This is a genomic window from Agrobacterium sp. T29 (assembly GCF_006970545.1).
Taxonomy (GTDB): Bacteria; Pseudomonadota; Alphaproteobacteria; order Rhizobiales; family Rhizobiaceae; genus Agrobacterium; species Agrobacterium leguminum.
Genome location: NZ_CP040641.1, coordinates 1,793,034 through 1,811,798 on the forward strand (window position 1 = coordinate 1,793,034; position 18,765 = coordinate 1,811,798).

At 62.0% G+C, this 18,765-nt stretch carries 17 protein-coding genes; 15 read left to right on the forward strand and 2 right to left on the reverse strand.

What is annotated here, in order from left to right:
• The first annotated feature begins 45 nt into the window (after positions 1 to 45).
• From FGF54_RS23300 to FGF54_RS23330, 7 genes are all read left to right on the forward strand, one after another.
• Positions 46 to 1,107 carry a LacI family DNA-binding transcriptional regulator gene (locus FGF54_RS23300; RefSeq protein WP_020811025.1) on the forward strand — a complete coding sequence of 354 codons (1,062 nt, stop codon included), beginning with the start codon at positions 46 to 48 and terminating at the stop codon, positions 1,105 to 1,107.
• Positions 1,104 to 2,126, forward strand: coding sequence for an ABC transporter substrate-binding protein (locus FGF54_RS23305; RefSeq protein ID WP_142781312.1), 1,023 nt, complete (start codon positions 1,104 to 1,106; stop codon positions 2,124 to 2,126). Before FGF54_RS23300 ends, FGF54_RS23305 begins: the two co-directional genes overlap by 4 nt.
• 165 nt (positions 2,127 to 2,291) lie before the next feature.
• Positions 2,292 to 3,119, forward strand: a complete 828-nt coding sequence (locus FGF54_RS23310; protein ID WP_142781313.1) for an ABC transporter permease — start codon at positions 2,292 to 2,294, stop codon at positions 3,117 to 3,119.
• On the forward strand, positions 3,116 to 3,895 hold the full coding sequence (locus FGF54_RS23315; protein ID WP_065655279.1) for an ABC transporter permease: 780 nt from the start codon (positions 3,116 to 3,118) through the stop codon (positions 3,893 to 3,895). Before FGF54_RS23310 ends, FGF54_RS23315 begins: the two co-directional genes overlap by 4 nt.
• The gene (locus FGF54_RS23320; RefSeq protein ID WP_059760911.1) at positions 3,888 to 4,913 is read left to right on the forward strand and encodes an ABC transporter ATP-binding protein; all 1,026 of its coding nucleotides are present in this window, start codon (positions 3,888 to 3,890) and stop codon (positions 4,911 to 4,913) included. Before FGF54_RS23315 ends, FGF54_RS23320 begins: the two co-directional genes overlap by 8 nt.
• A 2-nt stretch (positions 4,914 to 4,915) precedes the next feature.
• A complete protein-coding gene (locus FGF54_RS23325) occupies positions 4,916 to 5,836 on the forward strand; it encodes a nucleoside hydrolase (protein ID WP_142781314.1) in 921 nt (306 codons plus the stop codon).
• Complete coding sequence (locus FGF54_RS23330; protein ID WP_142781315.1) at positions 5,833 to 7,626, forward strand: adenine deaminase; 1,794 nt, start codon at positions 5,833 to 5,835, stop codon at positions 7,624 to 7,626. Before FGF54_RS23325 ends, FGF54_RS23330 begins: the two co-directional genes overlap by 4 nt.
• A gap of 27 nt (positions 7,627 to 7,653) precedes the next feature.
• Here FGF54_RS23330 and FGF54_RS23335 read toward each other — a convergent pair whose 3' ends face one another.
• Positions 7,654 to 8,577, reverse strand: coding sequence for a LysR family transcriptional regulator (locus FGF54_RS23335; RefSeq protein WP_020810834.1), 924 nt, complete (start codon positions 8,575 to 8,577; stop codon positions 7,654 to 7,656).
• Positions 8,578 to 8,669: 92 nt separating this feature from the next.
• Between FGF54_RS23335 and FGF54_RS23340 the strand changes: the two genes are divergently transcribed.
• Positions 8,670 to 9,917 carry an MFS transporter gene (locus FGF54_RS23340; RefSeq protein WP_003520902.1) on the forward strand — a complete coding sequence of 416 codons (1,248 nt, stop codon included), beginning with the start codon at positions 8,670 to 8,672 and terminating at the stop codon, positions 9,915 to 9,917.
• Positions 9,918 to 9,943: 26 nt separating this feature from the next.
• On the opposite strand, the gene FGF54_RS23345 is transcribed toward FGF54_RS23340, so the two are convergent.
• Positions 9,944 to 11,116: a M20 aminoacylase family protein gene (locus FGF54_RS23345; RefSeq protein ID WP_059761247.1), complete on the reverse strand. Its 1,173-nt coding sequence runs from the start codon at positions 11,114 to 11,116 to the stop codon at positions 9,944 to 9,946.
• Positions 11,117 to 11,427: 311 nt separating this feature from the next.
• Between FGF54_RS23345 and FGF54_RS23350 the strand changes: the two genes are divergently transcribed.
• The 7 genes from FGF54_RS23350 to FGF54_RS23380 all read left to right on the forward strand — a co-directional run bounded on the left by FGF54_RS23350 (position 11,428) and on the right by FGF54_RS23380 (position 18,682).
• Complete coding sequence (locus FGF54_RS23350) at positions 11,428 to 12,135, forward strand: phosphoribosyltransferase (RefSeq protein ID WP_142781316.1); 708 nt, start codon at positions 11,428 to 11,430, stop codon at positions 12,133 to 12,135.
• Positions 12,136 to 12,342: 207 nt separating this feature from the next.
• Positions 12,343 to 13,398, forward strand: a complete 1,056-nt coding sequence (locus FGF54_RS23355) for a dipeptidase (RefSeq protein WP_142781317.1) — start codon at positions 12,343 to 12,345, stop codon at positions 13,396 to 13,398.
• Positions 13,399 to 13,447: 49 nt separating this feature from the next.
• Positions 13,448 to 15,088: an ABC transporter substrate-binding protein gene (locus FGF54_RS23360; RefSeq protein WP_065655285.1), complete on the forward strand. Its 1,641-nt coding sequence runs from the start codon at positions 13,448 to 13,450 to the stop codon at positions 15,086 to 15,088.
• Between the two features lie 18 nt (positions 15,089 to 15,106).
• The gene (locus tag FGF54_RS23365; RefSeq protein ID WP_142781318.1) at positions 15,107 to 16,174 is read left to right on the forward strand and encodes an ABC transporter permease; all 1,068 of its coding nucleotides are present in this window, start codon (positions 15,107 to 15,109) and stop codon (positions 16,172 to 16,174) included.
• Positions 16,171 to 17,103, forward strand: a complete 933-nt coding sequence (locus FGF54_RS23370) for an ABC transporter permease (protein WP_142781319.1) — start codon at positions 16,171 to 16,173, stop codon at positions 17,101 to 17,103. Before FGF54_RS23365 ends, FGF54_RS23370 begins: the two co-directional genes overlap by 4 nt.
• A complete protein-coding gene (locus FGF54_RS23375) occupies positions 17,100 to 17,936 on the forward strand; it encodes an ABC transporter ATP-binding protein (RefSeq protein WP_142781320.1) in 837 nt (278 codons plus the stop codon). The genes FGF54_RS23370 and FGF54_RS23375 overlap by 4 nt, the downstream gene beginning before the upstream one ends.
• Positions 17,933 to 18,682 carry an ABC transporter ATP-binding protein gene (locus FGF54_RS23380; protein WP_065117718.1) on the forward strand — a complete coding sequence of 250 codons (750 nt, stop codon included), beginning with the start codon at positions 17,933 to 17,935 and terminating at the stop codon, positions 18,680 to 18,682. The genes FGF54_RS23375 and FGF54_RS23380 overlap by 4 nt, the downstream gene beginning before the upstream one ends.
• The last annotated feature ends 83 nt before the right edge of the window (positions 18,683 to 18,765 follow it).

Below are 18,765 nucleotides of genomic sequence, written 5' to 3' on the forward strand. Positions count from 1 at the left end.
CTCGATTATCGTGATTAAACGTTTAATCAGCCCTTCCGGACCATCATGGCGTCTTCACGGCCTGCCACCAATCTGAGCGCGATAGCAGCGGCACTCGGCGTGTCGGCGGCAACCGTGTCCAATGCGCTGTCGGGCAAGGGCCGCGTTTCGCCGGAGCTGGTGGAGCGCATTCGCAAGACGGCAAGCGAGCTGGGCTATGTGCCGAGTTCGGCGGGCAGGGCGCTGCGCACCGGCAGAAGCGGTGTTCTGGGGCTGGTGTTGCCGGATATTGCCAATCCTCTCTTTCCGCAGATCGCGCAGGCCATCGAAAAGGCGGCCGTCACTGCCGGTTACGGCGTGCTGATCGCCGACTCGCGCGGTGAGATCGCCATGCAGACGGATGCGATCAACCGGTTGATCGAGCGCGGTGTGGATGGCATGGTCATCGTTCCCCGTCGCGGCACGCGCATTGCCGATGTCGATTGTCCCGTCGCGGTGATCGACAGCCCCTCGACGCCCGGCAACACGGTCGCCGCCGACCATTGGGATGGCGGCCGGCAGGTGGGCGAATATCTGGCGGGGCTTGGCCATCGCAAGGTGGTGCTGGTGGGCAAGAACCGCGATTCCAACGTGCAGAACGACCGTCTCGGCGGTATTCGCGATGGTCTTGGCAAGGCATGCGTGACGCAGACGCTCTGGGTGGACGCCATTGAACAGGCGGGCGGTGCGGGTTGCCGGCTTGGTCTTGCAGAGAAGGTTGCCGAAGGTTTTACCGCCTTTGCCGCCGTATCCGATCTGCATGCGCTGCGCGTACTCACCGAATTGCAGCGCGAGGGCATCGAGGTGCCGGAAGAGGCCAGTGTCACCGGCTTTGACGATCTCATCTTTTCCGCCGTGGTCACCCCGCCCTTGACGACCATGCGCATGGATATGGGCCGCATCGCCGATCTCGCCGTCGGCGCGCTGCTGCGCGCGATAGACGGCGCGGGCGAAAACGGCATCGCCGTCGATGTGACGGCGGACATCTCGAAAGTACCGATGGCGCTGATCATGCGCGGCTCCACCGGCAAGGCAAAGCATGATGCGATTGAAGCCAAAAAAACGACAGCAGGAGAACTCACACCATGAAAAAAATCATTCTTGCATCGGGCGCCGCCCTGATGTTGACGATGGGCGCCGCGCAGGCGCAGGACAAGACGCTGACGATTTCCGTCTACGCCTTCGCGCAGGACGAATTCAAGGAGCTGGTCTATACGCCGTTCGAAAAGCAATGCGGCTGCAAGCTGGTCGTTGAGACCGGCAACAGCGTTGAGCGTCTGGCCAAGATGGAGGCCAACAAGGCCAATCCGGTGGTCGATCTCGCCATCGTTTCCATGGCCGATGCGCTGTCGGCCACCCGCAAGGACCTGATCCAGAAGATCGACGCGTCCAAGGTTCCGAATATCGAAAAGCTCTATGATATCGCCAAGGATCCGAATGGCGACGGCATGAGCGTCGGCGTCAATTTCTACGCCACCTCCATCGTTTACCGCACCGACAAGATGAAGATCGACAGCTGGGCCGATCTTCTGAAGGACGGCATTGTCGACCACGTCGCCTTCCCGAATGTCACCACCAACCAGGGCCCGCCGGCGCTTTATATGCTCGGCAAGGCCATCGGCAAGGACACGCCCGATCTTTCCGGCGCCATCGAGGCCGTGGGCGAAAAGAAGGACGACATCGTCACTTTCTACGTCAAATCCTCGCAGCTGGTGCAGTTGATGCAGCAGGAAGAAATCTGGGCAGCGCCCATCGGCCGCTTCTCCTGGGCGCCTTTCACCAAGCTCGACCTGCCGCTCGCCTGGGCAACGCCCAAGGAAGGCCAGACCGGCGGCATGAACGTGCTCGTGGTGCCGAAGGGCACGAAGAACGAGGAACTCGCGCTGCAATTCATGGATTTCTGGCTCTCGACCGATATTCAGAAGGCGCTGGCCGAAAAGCTGGTGGACAGCCCGACCAACAGGGAAGTCAAGGTTTCCGACGAGGTGGCGAACAACATCACCTATGGTGACGAAACCGCAAAAAGCCTGCAGCTCATTCCTTCCGACGTGACTCTCGATAACCGCGACAAGTGGCTGTCGGAGTGGAATTCCAAGGTCGGTCAGTAAGTCCTTCACCGTTTGGAATGGGGCGCTGAACGTCCGTCAGGGCGGCTCCATTCCCGGAAAAGCGGTTCGGTCGTCCCCTGACCGCTTTTCCACCTTCCAATTTCGCAGGCCGGTGCGTCCGGCTGCCGTAACAACCGGCCTTCAGGCCGTTCAGGGAATAAACCCATGTTTCAGAACCGGGCCGAAGCGCTGGCGCTTGCCTTGCCCGCCGCAATTTTCGCGGCGGCGGTCTTTCTTGTGCCGGTCTTCATCCTGCTGTCGGAGGGTTTTCGCACCGCCGATGGCTGGACATTGGCGGCTTACGCCGATTTCTTCACCGATCCGCTGAACCAGACGGTTTTCCTGCGCACCCTGAAGCTCGGCGCGCTTGTCACCATCGTCTCGGCGGTGGTGGGTTATGCGGCGGCCTTCGCCATCGTCAACCTGTCGCAGGGCGCGAAGGGGCACGTCGTCAATCTGGTCGTGCTGCCGCTGATGATTTCGCCGGTCGCCCGCACCTATGCCTGGATCGTCATTCTCGGCAGAACCGGCATCGTCAATCAGGCGCTGCAGGCCATCGGCCTCAGCGACGCGCCGATCCGTATCCTGTTTTCCGAAACGGCCGTCTTCATCGGCCTTCTGCAATTGTTCCTGCCATTGATGATCATCTCGCTCATCAGCGCGCTGGAGAATATGCCGAAGGATACGATTGCGGCTGCCCGCGTTCTCGGCGCAAGCTGGCTGCAGGTGTTCTGGAAGGTCATCCTGCCGCTCACCAAGGAAGGGCTGGTCGTCGGCGGCACGCTGGTCTTCACCGGTTCGCTCACGGCCTATATCACGCCCGCCATTCTCGGCGGCTCCAAGGTGTTGATGCTGGAAACCCTGCTTTACCAGCAGGTGACGGTCTCCAACAATTTCGTCTCCGCCAGCGTCATCGCCTTCATCCTGATCGTCATGAGCTTTGCCGCCAATATCCTGCTGAAGCGCATCGCCACCGCAAGGAACAAGAAATGACCCGGCAGCTCTTCATTCCGCTCACGCTTCTGCTTGTCGTCGGTTTCCTGATCGGGCCGTTCCTCATCATCGTTGCGGCCTCGTTTTCGGCCGGGGATACGCTCGCCTTTCCGCCGCAGGGCTTTTCGCTGAAATGGATCGCCAAGGTCTTCACGGTGGAAAGTTTTCGCGAAAGCTTTGCGATGTCGATGTTCCTCGCCATCGGCGGCACGTTTGCGGCGCTGATCCTCGGCATTCCCGCTTCCTACGCCATGTCGCGCTACAAGCTGCCTTTTGCCGAGACGGTGCGCACCATCGTTTCCGCGCCCATCATCGTGCCCGGCATCATCGTCGGCTTAGCGCTGCTGCGTTATTTCGTCGTGCCCTTCGGCATCGGCATCACGCTTGCTTTGTTCCTCGCCCACACCGCGCTCATCCTGCCCTATGCGGTGCGGGTGGTATCGGCCAGCCTCAACAATCTGCGTTCCGATATCGAGGAGGCGGCGGTGCTGCTCGGCTCGTCGCGGGTCGGGGCGTTTTTCCGCGTCGTGCTGCCGAATATTCGTGGCGGCATTCTCTCCGCCTTCATTCTCGGTTTCGTGACGAGCTTCAACCAGGTGCCGGTATCGCTGTTCCTGTCGGGTCCGGGCGTGCGCACGCTGCCCATCGACATGCTGGGTTACATGGAAATCGTCTTCGATCCTTCCGTGGCCGCACTCTCCTCGCTGCTCGCCTTCCTTTCCATCGGCATCGTCTTCATGGCCGAACGTTTCCTGGGGTTCTCCCGTTATGTCTGACGCAAATTACCTTTCGCTCAAAAAAGTCTCGCTCGCCTATGGTGGCAATGTCGCCGTCAAGGACCTCGATCTCGATATCCGCAAGGGCGAGCTGCTCGCGCTTCTGGGGCCTTCCGGTTGCGGCAAGACCACGACGATGCGCGCCATTGCCGGGCTGATGCCGGTGGCGGGCGGACGTATCGATCTCGATGGGGCCGATATCACCCGCGTTGCCGCCAACAAGCGCGCCGTGGGTCTGGTGTTCCAGTCCTATGCGCTTTTCCCGCATCTGACGGTTTACGAAAACGTCGCCTTCGGCCTGAAGCTCAAGGGCATGAACGGCAAGGCGCTGGAAGACAAGGTCGCCTCCGGCCTGAAATCGGTGGGCTTGTCCAGCTTCGCCTCGCGAAAGCCTGCGGAGCTTTCCGGCGGCCAGCAGCAGCGCGTGGCGCTGGCGCGCTCCATGGTCATGGAACCGAAGGTGCTTTTGCTCGATGAGCCGCTCTCCAACCTCGATGCGCGTCTCAGGCTCGAAATGCGCACCGAATTGCAGCGCGTGCAGAAGGAAACCGGCGTGACGATGATCTTCGTCACCCATGACCAGATCGAGGCCCTGGCGCTCGCCGACCGCATTGTCGTCATGAAGGGCGGCAAGATTGAGCAGATCGGCACGCCGGAAGATATCTACAACGCGCCGGTTTCGTCCTTCGTGGCGGATTTCGTCGGCTTTGAAAACATCTTCGCGCTGGAAGGCGGCGCGCTCAAAACCGCAAACGGCACAACACCGCTTCCCGGACCAGTCCTTTCAGCATCCGGACTGGCCTGGCGGCCGCGCATGGTCACCCTCGGTTCAGGTCCTTTCCAGGGAACCGTGCGCGGCACCTCCTTTGCCGGCAACAGCCGCGAATATCTGCTCGATACGCCGCTCGGCCCCATCAAGGCGGAAACGGACGCCGCCCTGACCTCCCACGCAATCGGCGATACGCTCGCCTTCGACCTGCCGGTCGAAAAGGCGGCAAGCCTCAAGGTGTTCAACTGACCATGGGTGTGTGGATCGATACAGATATGGGCTTTGACGACATCGCCGCCATCATGGTGGTGCAATCGTCGGGTCTTGCCATCGACGGCATTTCGCTGGTCTTCGGCAATGCGACGCTTCAGGCGGTCTGCCGCAATGCCGCAGGCGCCGTCTCAGCCTTCGGCTGGTCGATGCCGATCCATCAGGGCCGCGCCATGCCGGTGCTCGGTGCACTCGAAACCGCGCAATGCATTCTGGGCGATAACGGCATTCCGACCGTCGGCCAAAGCCTGCCGGATGCGCCGGCCGTGCCGAACAGCGATGCCTTTGCCGCGCTCTGCGGCTGGCTGGAAGGGGCCGGCGAGAAGCGCCTTCTCGCACTCGGACCGCTCACCAATATCGCCGTCCTGTGCCTTGCCCGGCCCGATCTTGCCGCAAAAATTTCCGACCTCACCTGGATGGGTGGCGGCGTGACCAGCGGCAACCACACGGCCTCGGCGGAATTCAACGCCTTTGCCGATCCGGAAGCGCTGGCCATCGTGCTCTCCCACGGCCTGCCGTTGCGCATGGTCGATCTGGATGCCTGCCGCAAAGTCACCGCCTCGCCGGCCGATGTGCTGCCGATCCGCAATGCCGGCGGCAGGAATGCCGGGCTGATCGCCGATCTGCTGGAAGGTTTCATCGGCATCGCCACCAGCCGTGGCAGAGCCGCCATGGCGCTTTACGATCCCGTCGCCGCCGTCGCCTTTATCTCCGGTCTCATCGCGTGGCGTCATGCGCGGATCGATGTCGAGCTTCAGGCGACGCTGACGCGCGGGCGAACCGTGGTCGAGACGCGCGCTCAGAAAGCTAAAGCCTTCAACGCGCATTTCGCCGAAACGGTGGATGCCGAAGGTGCGAAGACGGCAATTCTCGAGGCGCTGCGCCGGGAGGCCGCCCGATGAACGCGAACTCTTCGACACGCGAGCCTGCCGATCTCACCGATGATGCGCTGCGCAGCCGCGCGGTCGCCGCCGCACGCGGCGATGCGCCTTTCGATGTTCTCATCACCGGTGGAACATTGGTGGATGTGGTGACGGGAGAGCTTCGCGCCGCCGATATCGGCATCGTCGGCCCGCTGATCGCCAGCGTGCATGAGCGGGCAAGCCGCAGCGACGCTGCACGGATCATCGATGCGGCAGGCGCCTATGTCTCGCCCGGCCTCATCGACACACATATGCATATCGAAAGCTCGATGGTCACACCGGCCGCCTATACGGCGGCTGTGGTTGCCCGTGGCGTCACCACCATCGTCTGGGATCCGCATGAATTCGGCAATGTGCATGGCGTGGAAGGGGTGCGCTGGGCGGCGAAGTCCATCCAGAACCTGCCCCTGCGCGCCATTCTGCTCGCGCCCTCCTGCGTGCCTTCCGCACCGGGGCTGGAGCGCGGCGGGGCGGATTTCGACGCTGCCATTCTCGCCGATATCCTGTCGTGGCCGCAGGTCGGCGGTGTCGCGGAAATCATGAATATGCGCGGCGTCATCGAGCGCGATCCGCGCATGAGCGGCATCGTGCAGGCCGGGCTTACCTCGCAAAAGCTGGTCTGCGGCCATGCACGCGGCCTGAAGGGCGCCGATCTCAACGCCTTCATGGCGGCGGGCGTTTCTTCCGATCACGAGCTGGTCTCGGGCGAAGACCTGATGGCGAAACTGCGGGCAGGAATGACCATTGAGCTGCGCGGCTCGCACGATCACCTGCTGCCGGAATTCGTGGAAGCGCTGAACGCGCTCGGCCATCTGCCGCAGACGGTGACACTCTGTACCGACGACGTCTTCCCTGACCATCTGTTGCAGGGCGGTGGGCTTGACGATGTGGTGCGCCGCCTCGTCCGTTATGGCCTGAAGGCCGAATGGGCGCTGCGCGCCGCAACGCTCAACGCCGCGCAAAGGCTCGGCCGTGCCGATCTCGGCCTCATCGCCGCCGGCCGTCGCGCCGATATCGTCGTCTTTGAGGATTTGAGCGGTTTTGCCGCCCGCCACGTTCTGGCCGAGGGCAGGGCGGTTGCGGAAGGCGGGCATATGCTCGTCGACGTTCCGGCCTGCGATGCGACAGCGCTCGAAGGCTCGATGAAGCTGCCGCTGCGCGCAGCCGATGATTTCCGGGTTGCCTGCGAAGGCGCGAAGGTGCGCCTCGCCACCATCGACCGCCCGCGCTTCACGCAATGGGGCGAGGTGGAAGCCGAGGTGACGGATGGTTTCGTCATTCCGCCTGAGGGCGCGACGATGATTTCCGTCACCCATCGCCACGGCGTGGCCGAGCCGATCACCAGAACCGGCTTCCTCACCGGCTGGGGAAACTGGAACGGCGCCTTCGCCACCACCGTCTCACATGACAGCCACAACCTCACCGTTTTCGGCGGTAATGCGGAGGACATGGCGCTGGCCGCCAATGCGGTGATAAAGGCAGGCGGCGGCATGGCTGTCGCTTCCGAAGGCAAGGTGACCGCACTTCTCCCGTTGCCGCTTTCCGGCCTCGTTTCCGATGCCCCGCTTGAAGACGTGGCAAAGGCTTTCGAAGAATTGCGCGAAGCCGTCGGCAGGGTGGTGGAATGGCAGCCGCCCTATCTCGTCTTCAAGGCCTGCTTCGGCGCCACGCTCGCCTGCAATATCGGCCCGCACCAGACGGATATGGGCATGGCCGATGTGTTGACGGGCAGGGTGATGGAAAGCCCGGTGATTGCCGTTCTCGAATAGCGGCGGCCCGCATCCGCGGGCTGCGGTTTATTCGACCCCGGGCACATCAGGCGTCTGTGTTTCGCGCGCGGCAATGCGCGCCGCCAACACGAAATTCTTCACCACCGGCGATGTCGTTCCGCGCCGATAGGCGAGCGATATGGAAAGCCGCGGCGGCGGGCCGCTGGAGGGTAATAGGACGATGTTCTGCATTTTGACCTGCGCGACGGATTCCGGAAGGAGGGAAACCCCGAGTTCGGCCGCGACCAGCGACAATATCGAGGCGATTTGCGGTGCCGCCGGCCCGAGGCGCGGCGTGAAACCGGCCTCCTGGCAGGCTTTTATCGATGCATCGTGAAGGCTGGTGCCGACGTTGCGTGGCGTCAGAATGAAAGGGTCGTCGCGCAATTCCATCAGGTCTATGGCGGTGCCGCGCCGCGCGAGCGGATGGGATGCCGGCAGGGCGACCAGAAGCGGTTCGTCGGTGAGCACTTCCTCGAGCAATGTATCGGGATCGGATTGAGAAGGGCGCAAAAGCGCCACGTCCAGCCGATCTTCGAGCAGGGCCGGCGTCAACGCCAGGGCAGCAGCCTCCATCACCTGAAGTTCCACGTCGGGATATTGGCGTCTGTAGGTGCGGATGCAGGCCGGAACCAGAGGGTTGAGCGCCGCCGTGCCGGTAACGCCTATTCTCAGAATGCCGGTTTCACCGGCCGCCGCCCTGCGTGCGAGCCGGACACCTTCGCCCACCTGATGCGGAATATGGGTCACCGCAGCACGAAAGGCGTGGCCCGCCGGTGTCAGTTCCGCGCCATGCGCGAGACGCCGGAAGAGCCGCACGCCGATTTCCTGTTCCAGAACCTTTATCTGCTGGCTGAGCGGCGGCTGCGCGATTCCCAGATGTTCTGCCGCCCGCGTAAAACTGCCTTCATTGGCGATGGCCAGAAAATAGCGGATGTGCCTGAGTTCCATGATATTAGATCCAGATATGATGGGAACGCCTTCCATATATTAGAATGAAAGACGGAGCTGCGCTATAGCTGGGAGCGAAAAGGACAAACCCGATGCGCCAGCTCAAAAAACAGGATTTCACCCCGCCGATCGTCATGACGGAGGAGCCGCCGGATGTGCTCTGGATACGGCAGGGAAGCCGCCAGTTTCGCCGGGCGAGCTGGGCGCTTTTCCTCGCAGGCTTCGCCAGCTTTTCGCTGATCTATTGCGTGCAGCCGCTGCTACCGGAATTTCCGGCGGAATTCGGCATCAACCCTGCAACCGCATCGCTCGCTTTGTCGCTGACGACGGGAACGCTTGCCTTCGCCATTCTTCTCAGCGGGGCCTTTGCCCAGCTCTTCACCCGCCGAAATCTGATGTTCGTTTCGATGATGCTGGCCGCCATCGCCAATATCATCGCAGCAAGCACGCAAGGCTGGGCATGGCTGCTTGCCGCCCGCGCGCTGGAAGGCTTCGTGCTCGGTGGCGTTCCGGCTGTCGCCATGGCCTATCTTGCCGAGGAGATCGAACCTTCCAGCCTCGGCAAGGCGATGGGGCTTTATGTCGGCGGCACGGCCTTCGGCTCCATGGCGGGACGTGTCGGCATGGGGCTGGTGTCCGCCTATACCTCCTGGCAGGTGGCAATGTATGCGCTGGGGGCGGTCTGCATTCTCGCGGCCATCGGCTTCCTGCTGCTGCTTCCGCCCTCGCGGAATTTCCGGCCGCAGCACATGCCGCTTAAAAATCATCTGAGAATATGGGCGCAACATCTTGGAAACCCGGAACTTCGGCGGTTCTATTTCCTGGGTGCGATGCTGACGAGCGTGTTCACCACCGTTTTCAACTATTGCGCCTTTCGCCTCGTCGCGCCGCCTTACGAATTGGGCCGCACGGCCGTCAGCATGATTTTCCTGACCTTCGCCCTGGGTATCGTCGCGTCCTCCTATGGCGGCGCGCTGGTCGACAGGTTCAGCCGGCGGATCATGCTGGTGGTTGCCTTTTCCACCATTCTTGCCGGTATCCTGCTCACATTCGCCTCGAGCATCATCCTCATCGTGGCGGGAATTGCGGCGATAACCATCGGATTTTTCATCGGGCATTCGGCTGCCAGCAGCGGAGTGGGCGCGAATGCGGGCGCCGCCAAAAGCCATGCTTCCGCGCTTTATCTGCTGTTTTATTATTGCGGAGCGAGCATTACCGGCTGGGTCGGCGGCTGGTTCTGGATCCATGCCGGCTGGCCCGGCATCATGGCGATTACCGCCGGCTGCGCGCTTGCCGGAATTTTAGCCAGCCTCGCTCGCCCCGGCGCGCGGCGCGCCTGAGCGGCCATCGCGCCGGGTGGCCACTTTCACTCCGCCGCCAGTTCCTGCTCCACCAGCGTTGCCCAGAACGCCACGCCCGGCACGATGGCCGCATCGTTGAAGTCGTAGGAAGTGTTGTGGTGCAGCGCGCCATCCACCGCCGGGCCGTTGCCCAGCCAGACATAGCAGCCGGGCGCTTCGCCCGCGAAGAAGGCGAAATCGTCGCCGGCGGTCGAGGGCGGGAAGGCGTTGCGGGTCCTGTTGCCGAAGACGGTTCTTGCGGCGCGCAGCGCCCGCTTCGTCGCATCCGCCTCGTTGATGACGGGCGGAATCCGGCGGATGAATTCGTAATGCGCCTCGATGCCGAACATCGCCGCCGTGCCCTTCGCCAGCCTGCCGATTTCCGCTTCGAGCTGGTCGCGCACGTCAGCCGCATAGGCGCGCGCCGTGCCGCCGATTTCGACGAGATCGGGAATGACGTTGAGCGCCTTCGGGTCGCCCGCCTGCACCGAACAGGCGCTGACCACGGCGGGTTGCAGCGGATCGACAACGCGGCCGACGATGGTTTGCAGTGAGGCGAGGAAGGTGCCTGCCGCCGTCACCGGATCGCGGCCGAGATGCGGCTTGGCGCCGTGGGTGCCGATGCCTTTGAACGTGACGCGCCAGCTATCGGAAGAGGCGAGCTGCGGGCCTTCCACCACTGCCATTTCGTCGATGCCGAGCCCCGGCATATTATGCAGGCCATAGACCGCATCGCAGGGGAACAGGGTGAAAAGCCCGTCCTCCACCATTTTTTTCGCGCCGCCACGGCCTTCTTCGGCGGGCTGGAAAATGAAATGCACGGTGCCGGAAAAATCGCGGGTCTTTGCAAGGTAACGCGCAGCACCCAGCAGCATGGCGGTGTGGCCGTCATGGCCGCAGGCATGCATCTTGCCGGGAAATTTCGATTTATAGGGCCGGTCGGGCACTTCCGGCATGGCAAGCGCATCCATGTCGGCACGCAGGCCGATGCTGCGGGTGCCGTTGCCCACCTGCAGCGTGGCGACCACGCCGGTGCCGCCGAGACCGCGATGCACCTTCAGCCCGGCACGCTCAAGAAGATCGGCGACGATGGCGCTTGTTCTTTCCTCTTCGAAGCCCAGTTCGGGATGCGCGTGCAGGTCGTGGCGAAGCTCCGTCAGGAATGGCAGGTCCTCGCCGATGCGGTCCAGCAGTCTCATGGGCAGCTTGTCCTTGAATATGGGAAAAACCCGCGTCATAGGTGGGTTCATCCGAATGCCTGTTGCTTTTTTCTCTTCTAGAGCATTTCCAGCAAAAGTGTGTAGCGGTTTTGCGTTCGGAAATGCGTAAACCAAAGAGCAAGGGTATTTCCGTGTTTCGGATAAAGACGGAAATACCCTAGCGGAAAAAGCCAATGAAATGAACCCGCAGCGTCTCTGGGGTTGCTAAAATGACTAATCTGCCGAACGGGATTGGCGCGGCCGAAAACCGCCTTCGCCTTGCGCCATCCCGGTTCTGAAAGGAAAAACCGATGCCGTCACCCGCATCGCCTGCCGCCCATTCTCCCGCCGCGCCGCATGAGTTCTGGCAGGAGATCCATCCGCGCCGCAGCTTCGAAACGGCAGGCCCGCATTCCGCCTTCTTTCCGGCGGCGCTGGATGACGGAAGGCAAATATGTCTGCCGATAAGGCCGCTGGCGGATGGCGAACATGCGCTCGCCTCGCTTATCGTCAATCAGGCCTCTTTTGAGGTGCTCGAGGCGCTGGCGGCCGACCTTGCCGCACAGCTTCTTCCCTTCAAGCCCGATGTCGTCATTGGCCTGCCGACGCTGGGACTGACGCTTGCCGCCGCCGTCGCCCGGCATCTCGGCCATTCCCGTTACGTGCCGCTCGGCACCTCGCGCAAATTCTGGTATCTGGAGGAACTGTCAGTGCCGATGTCCTCCATCACCACAAGGCAGGAAAAACGGCTTTATATCGATCCGCGCATGCTGCCGCTCATCGAGAACCGGCGGGTGGCGCTGGTGGATGACGTGATCTCCAGCGGCAGCTCCATCGTATCGGGTCTTTCCCTTCTCGCCGCCTCCGGCATTCGGCCCGCCGTCATCGGCGCGGCAATGCTGCAATCAGATCGCTGGCGGGAAAAAATCGCCGCTTTCGGGCCGGAATGGCCGGAGCGGGTGAGGGGTGTTTTTTCAACGCCGCTGCTCACCAAAGCGGAAGGCGGCTGGCGCGCCTGACGAAGCGCAAATTCCGGCAAAAGGCAAGTGGTGATAATTTGACCGCTGCCTAATTTGTGTCTTGCGAAGCTCGAAGAGATCGTCCTAAGATCGCCCCCGACAGACAATAGCGGTCGGCGAACAATGCGCCGGTTTGCTTTCGCGCGGTGTCATCCCGGCGTCTGCCCGCCCCCGTTTTGTTCTTTCCGATGACTGGAATTTCTTCCCATGCATGCAGTATTCGACGGTCATAATGATGTGCTGCTTCGGTTGTGGCGCAACAGCAAGGCCGGTGCCGATCCCGTGGCCGAATTCAGGAATGGCACGCGCGAAGGCCATATAGACGGCCCGCGTGCAAGGGCAGGCGGTCTCGGCGGCGGCATCTGCGCGATCTATATTCCCTCCGGCGATCTTATCCTGGAGGAACCGGATGAAAGCGGCCATTACAACACGCCGCTCGCCTCCCCACTGGAGCGCCAGCCTTCGCTCGATATCGCCATGGAAAAGGCGGCGATTGCGCTGAGGCTCGACCGCGCCGGCGCGTGGCGGCTTTGCCGCTCCACGGCCGATATCCGCAAGGCCTTTGCCGAGGATATCTTCGCCGCCGTGCTGCATATGGAGGGCTGCGAGGCGATCGACGCCGATCTCGATGCGCTGGAGGTGTTTTACGCCGCCGGCCTGCGCTCGCTCGGCCCGGTCTGGAGCCGGCACAATATCTTCGGCCATGGCGTTCCTTTCTCTTATCCCATGTCTCCCGATACGGCGCCCGGCCTCACCGACGCCGGTTTTGCGCTGGTGAAGGAATGCAACAGGCTCGGCATTCTCATCGATCTCGCGCACATCACCGAAAAAGGCTTCTGGGATGTGGCGAAGACCACCAACCAGCCGCTGATCGCCAGCCATTCAAACGCACATGCGCTTACCCCCGTCGCCCGCAATCTCACCGACAGGCAGATGGATGCCATCAAGGAAAGCGGCGGGCTGGTGGGGCTTAATTATGCCGTGACCATGCTGCGCGCGGATGCGCGCGACATTGCCGATACGCCGCTTTCCGACATGGTGCGCCATATCGATTACATGGTGGAGCGCATGGGCATCGATTGCGTGGCGCTGGGATCGGACTTCGACGGCGCGACGATACCCGTCGGCGTTGCCGATGCGAGCGGCAATCACAATCTGGTTGCGGCGCTGAAATCGGCGGGCTACGGTGATGGAGAACTTGCTAAAATATGCCGGGAAAACTGGCTGCGTGTTTTGTCTCAGGCCTGGCACGAGGCGGCCTGAGAAGAGCTGAAGCGAACCAAATCAAGCTTATAACAAAAGGGGAGATCCTATGATCAAATCGCTCAACAAATCCATGCGTATTCTGAGCACCAGCGCCGCTTTGTCGCTGATGATGCTGGCCGCGCCCCATGCTTTTGCCGCAACGCCGGCCGATACGCTGGTCGAAGGTTTCGCCATCGACGACATCATCACGCTCGATCCGGGCGAGGCTTTCGAACTTTCCGCCGCCGAAGTGACCGGCAACACCTACAGCAAGCTGGTTTCCATCGATCTTAACGACACGTCCAAGGTTATCGGCGATCTGGCCGAAAGCTGGACGACCTCCGACGATGGTCTCACCTATACGTTCAAGCTGAAATCCGGCCTGAAATTCGCGTCGGGCAATCCGGTCACGGCCGATGATGTGGCTTTCTCCTTCGAACGCGCCGTGAAGCTCGACAAGTCGCCGGCATTCCTGCTGACGCAGTTCGGTCTCAGCGGTGACAACGTCACCGAAAAGGCGAAGGCTGCGGATGCGAACACATTCGTTCTGACGGTCGACAAGCCCTATGCGCCGAGCTTCGTGCTGAACGTGCTGACCGCAACCGTCGCTTCGGTGGTCGACAAGAAATTCGTGACGGAAAAGGCCAAGTCGGTCACGCCGAGCGCCGATTACAAATACGATACCGATTTCGGCAACGAATTCCTGAAGACTGGCTATGCCGGTTCCGGCCCTTACAAGATCCTCGGCTGGAAGGCCAACGAGGCGGTGATCCTCGAAGCCAACCCGAATTATTACGGCGAGAAGCCGAAGCTGAAGCGTGTGGTCTATCGCCACATGAAGGAAAGCTCGGGCCAGCGCCTGGCGCTTGAAAACGGCGATATCGATGTGGCCCGCAACCTCGAGCCGGGCGACATGGAAGCCGTTTCCAAGAAGGAAGGCCTTGCCGTCACCTCCGCGCCGAAGGGCACCGTCTATTATTTCAGCCTCAACCAGAAGAACGAGAACCTGAAGAAGCCCGAGGTCATCGAAGCCTTCAAATATCTCGTCGACTACGACGCCATCGGTGCGACGATCATCAAGGGCATCGGCGAAGTTCACCAGACCTTCCTGCCGAAGGGCCAGCTCGGCGCGCTTGACGAGAACCCCTACAAGCTCGACGTCGCCAAGGCGAAGGAGCTTCTCGCCAAGGCCGGCCTGAAGGACGGCTTTACCGTGTCCATGGATGTGCGCAACACCCAGCCGGTGACCGGCATTGCCGAAAGCGTGCAGCAGACGCTGGCGCAGGCCGGCATCAAGCTGGAAATCATTCCAGGCGACGGCAAGCAGACGCTGACCAAATATCGCGCCCGCACCCATGATATCTACATCGGCCAGTGGGGTTCGGACTATTTCGATCCGAACTCGAATGCGGAAACCTTCACCATCAACTACGACAATTCCGACGAGGGCAAGAACAAGACGCTCGCCTGGCGCAATGCCTGGGACGTTCCTGATCTGACCAAGGAAACCCAGTCGGCGCTTCTGGAGAAGGACAGCGCCAAGCGCGCCGCCATCTATGAGAACCTGCAGAAGGAAGTTCTGGCGAAGGGTCCCTTCGTCATCATCTTCCAGCAGACGGAAGTGGCGGGATATTCCGCCAAGCTGAAGGGCCTGAAGCTCGGACCGAGCTTCGACACCAACTTCGTCTACACCATTTCCAAGGAATGATCCGGAAGGATCGGTCTCTTGAGCATGGTTGAAACCAACAGCAGGGCGAGGCACGGCAAACGCCGTGCCAATGCCCGCGTGAAAGCCGTTCTCGGCTTCGCCGTCACCGTCATCACCACCTTTCTGGGGCTGATGGCGGTCACATTCTTCATTGGCCGCGTCGTGCCGATCGATCCTGCGCTGGCGATCGTCGGCGACCGTGCGCCTGCGCATGTGGTCGAGCGGGTGCGCGAGCAGCTCGGCCTCAACCTGCCGCTCTGGCAGCAGTTCTTCCTTTATCTGAAACAGGCGCTATCGGGCGATTTCGGCACCTCCGTCCTCACCACCAATCCGGTGATGGAGGATATCAAGCGGGTGTTCCCGGCGACCATCGAGCTTGCCACGCTCGGCACGATCATCGGCGCCGTCTTCGGCATTCCGCTCGGCGTGCTTGCCGCCGTCAAGCGCGGCAGCTTTGCTGACCAGGTGGTGCGCGTCATCGGCCTCATCGGTTATTCCGTGCCGATCTTCTGGCTCGGCCTTCTGGCGCTGCTGGTGTTTTACGCCCGGCTGCAATGGGTGGCTTATCCCGGCCGCATGGATATCGTCTATGAATTCACCTTCACGCCGGTCACGGGCTTTTTCCTGATCGACGCGATCTGGCAGCGGCAATGGGACGTGTTGTGGGACCTGTTCCGCCACATCATCCTGCCAGCCTCTCTGCTCGGCTATTTTTCGCTGGCCTATATCAGCCGCATGACGCGCTCCTTCATGCTGAACGAGCTTAGCCAGGAATATATCGTCGCGGCCCGCGCCAAGGGGCTTTCGGAAACCCGCATCATCTGGTTCCACGCGCTGCGTAACGCCGCCGTGCCGCTGGTGACGGTGATTGCGCTGTCCTATGCCGGTCTGCTCGAAGGTTCGGTGCTGACCGAAACCATCTTCGCCTGGCCGGGGCTCGGCCTTTACATCACCAATTCCCTGCAGAATGCGGATATGAATGCCGTTCTTGGTGGCACGATCGTGATCGGCGCCATCTTTGTCGGCATCAATCTCTTCTCCGATCTGCTTTACCGGACGCTCGATCCAAGGACGCGCAGCCGATGACGATTTCGACCGATACACTGAAACCCTACAGCCGCGAATGGCTGCTCTCCGACCGGCCGGCCTCGCGCAAGCAGGCGCGGCTCGGCCGCGCCTATGTCATCTGGCGGCGCTTTTCGGAAAATCGTCTGGCGCTGCTTGGGCTGGCCATCATCATCGCGCTGCTGTTCGTGGCGCTGTTTGCCGATGTTCTGGCCCCGCATAACCCGGTGCAGGGCGATCTGCGCAATGCCCGGCTGTTGCCGCCCGGCACGGAAGGTTATCTGCTCGGCACCGACGATCAGGGGCGCGATATTCTCTCGCGCCTCATTCACGGTTCGCGGCTGACGCTGTTCGTGGTTCTGCTGGTCGCCATCATCGCGGCCCCCGTCGGCCTCATCGTCGGCACGGTTTCCGGTTATGCCGGCGGCTGGGTGGATGCGGTTTTGATGCGCATCACCGATATCTTCCTTGCCTTTCCGAAGCTCGTTCTGGCGCTGGCGCTGGTCGCGGCGCTCGGGCCGGGCATCGAAAACGCGGTGCTCGCCATCGCGCTCACCTCATGGCCGCCCTATGCGCGCATTGCGCGCGCCGAAACCATGACCTTCCGCAATTCCGATTTCATCGCGGCGGTCAAACTCATGGGTGCGTCGCCCTTCCGCATCGTCCTGAAACACGTCATGCCGCTCTGCCTGTCGTCGCTCATCGTGCGCGTGACGCTGGATATGGCCGGCATCATCCTCACTGCCGCCGGTCTCGGCTTCCTCGGTCTCGGCGCACAGCCGCCGCTGCCGGAATGGGGCGCGATGATCGCTTCCGGCCGCCGCTTCATTCTCGATCAATGGTGGGTCGCGGCCATGCCCGGCGTGGCGATCCTCATCGTCAGCCTCGGTTTCAACCTGCTGGGCGACGGTCTGCGCGATGCGCTGGACCCCAAGGAGGCGGGCCAATGAGTGCGCCGCTTCTGACCGTTCAGAATCTCCGCGTGTCCTTCCCCACCCGCACCGGGCTGGTGGAGGCGGTGCGCGGTGTTTCTTTCACGCTCGGCCGCGAGCGTCTCGGCATCGTCGGCGAATCTGGCTCCGGCAAGTCCCAAACCGGCCGCGCCATCATGGGGCTGACCCCGAAAAACGCGCATATCGAGGCGGATGCGCTGCGCTTCGGCGATATCGATCTGCTTAAGGCGTCTGCGAAAGAGCGGCGGATCATGCGCGGCAAGCGCATGGCCATGATCCTGCAGGACCCGAAATATTCGCTGAACCCGGTCATGACCATCGGCCGCCAGATCATGGAAACCCTGCGCACCCATGAAAAGATCGGCGGCGGCGAGGCGCGCCAGCGCACGCTCGCCATGCTCGAAGCCGTGCAGATTCGCGATCCCGAGCGCGTTTTCGATCTTTACCCGCACGAGGTTTCGGGCGGCATGGGCCAGCGTGTCATGATCGCCATGATGCTGGTCTGCGGCCCGGAGCTTCTGATCGCCGATGAGCCGACTTCGGCGCTCGATGTGACGGTGCAACTGGAAGTGCTCGACATCCTCGACAAGCTGGTGCGCGACCGTGGCATGGGGCTGATCTTCGTCAGCCACGATCTGCGGCTCGTATCGTCTTTCTGCGACCGTGTTCTCGTCATGTATGCGGGCAAGGTGGTGGAAGAGCTGTCTTCCGCCAATCTGAAGGAAGCGAAACATCCCTATACGCAGGGCCTGCTGAACTGCCTGCCGGAAATCGGCGGCCACCGGCATCCGCTGCCGGTTCTGGAACGCAAGCCGGAGTGGCGCGCATGAGTTCAGTTCTTTCCGTTCGCGACATGGTGGTGGATTTCGACGGTTACATCGCGCTCGACAGCGTCAGCATCGATGTGGCTGAGGGCGAATCTTTCGGCATCGTTGGCGAGTCCGGCTCCGGCAAATCGACGCTGCTGCGCGCCATCGCCGGCCTCAACCATTTCGATGAAGGCTCCCTGACGGTGGCCGGGCGCTCCTATGCCGGCAAACGCCGCGACAAGAGCTTCTATAGCGACGTGCAGATGGTGTTTCAGGACCCCTATGGCTCGCTGCACCCGCGCCAGACGGTGGATGCGCTGCTGCTCGAACCGCTGGTCATCCACGGTCTGGATAATCGCGAGCAGCGCATTGCCCGCGCGCTGGACGAGGTGGGGCTCGGCTCCGGCTTCCGCTTCCGGTATTCGCACCAGCTTTCCGGCGGCCAGCGCCAGCGCATCGCCATTGCGCGTGCGCTGATCGTCGAGCCGAAAATCCTGCTGCTGGATGAGCCGACTTCGGCGCTCGACGCCTCCATTCAGGCGGAAATCCTCAACCTGCTGGAACAGGCCCGCAAGGACCGCAATCTCACCTTCGTCATGGTCAGCCACGATCTCGGCGTCATCAGCCACATGTGCGATCGTCTGGCGGTGATGAAAAGCGGCAAGGTGGTGGAAATGCTGGAAGCCGAGGCCCTGGAAAGCCGGGAATTCAGCGCGGATTATACAAGGCAGCTGCTGGTGGCGAGCGAGGGCTTCAAGCGCGCTTGAGGTGCCGCTATAATCGGGTCAAATGTCATCTTCCGTCATTCCGGCCTTGAGCCGGAATCCAGCGACCGCGCGTCTGCGCGGTC

What these genes read in the sequence shown, in the direction of transcription:
- FGF54_RS23300 (WP_020811025.1), top strand. Translation starts at nt 46, where the DNA reads ATGGCGTCTTCACGGCCTGCCACCAATCTGAGCGCGATAGCAGCGGCA.
- FGF54_RS23305 (WP_142781312.1), top strand. Translation starts at nt 1,104, where the DNA reads ATGAAAAAAATCATTCTTGCATCGGGCGCCGCCCTGATGTTGACGATG.
- FGF54_RS23310 (WP_142781313.1), top strand. Translation starts at nt 2,292, where the DNA reads ATGTTTCAGAACCGGGCCGAAGCGCTGGCGCTTGCCTTGCCCGCCGCA.
- FGF54_RS23315 (WP_065655279.1), top strand. Translation starts at nt 3,116, where the DNA reads ATGACCCGGCAGCTCTTCATTCCGCTCACGCTTCTGCTTGTCGTCGGT.
- FGF54_RS23320 (WP_059760911.1), top strand. Translation starts at nt 3,888, where the DNA reads ATGTCTGACGCAAATTACCTTTCGCTCAAAAAAGTCTCGCTCGCCTAT.
- FGF54_RS23325 (WP_142781314.1), top strand. Translation starts at nt 4,916, where the DNA reads ATGGGTGTGTGGATCGATACAGATATGGGCTTTGACGACATCGCCGCC.
- FGF54_RS23330 (WP_142781315.1), top strand. Translation starts at nt 5,833, where the DNA reads ATGAACGCGAACTCTTCGACACGCGAGCCTGCCGATCTCACCGATGAT.
- FGF54_RS23335 (WP_020810834.1), bottom strand. Translation starts at nt 8,577, where the DNA reads ATGGAACTCAGGCACATCCGCTATTTTCTGGCCATCGCCAATGAAGGC.
- FGF54_RS23340 (WP_003520902.1), top strand. Translation starts at nt 8,670, where the DNA reads ATGCGCCAGCTCAAAAAACAGGATTTCACCCCGCCGATCGTCATGACG.
- FGF54_RS23345 (WP_059761247.1), bottom strand. Translation starts at nt 11,116, where the DNA reads ATGAGACTGCTGGACCGCATCGGCGAGGACCTGCCATTCCTGACGGAG.
- FGF54_RS23350 (WP_142781316.1), top strand. Translation starts at nt 11,428, where the DNA reads ATGCCGTCACCCGCATCGCCTGCCGCCCATTCTCCCGCCGCGCCGCAT.
- FGF54_RS23355 (WP_142781317.1), top strand. Translation starts at nt 12,343, where the DNA reads ATGCATGCAGTATTCGACGGTCATAATGATGTGCTGCTTCGGTTGTGG.
- FGF54_RS23360 (WP_065655285.1), top strand. Translation starts at nt 13,448, where the DNA reads ATGATCAAATCGCTCAACAAATCCATGCGTATTCTGAGCACCAGCGCC.
- FGF54_RS23370 (WP_142781319.1), top strand. Translation starts at nt 16,171, where the DNA reads ATGACGATTTCGACCGATACACTGAAACCCTACAGCCGCGAATGGCTG.
- FGF54_RS23375 (WP_142781320.1), top strand. Translation starts at nt 17,100, where the DNA reads ATGAGTGCGCCGCTTCTGACCGTTCAGAATCTCCGCGTGTCCTTCCCC.
- FGF54_RS23380 (WP_065117718.1), top strand. Translation starts at nt 17,933, where the DNA reads ATGAGTTCAGTTCTTTCCGTTCGCGACATGGTGGTGGATTTCGACGGT.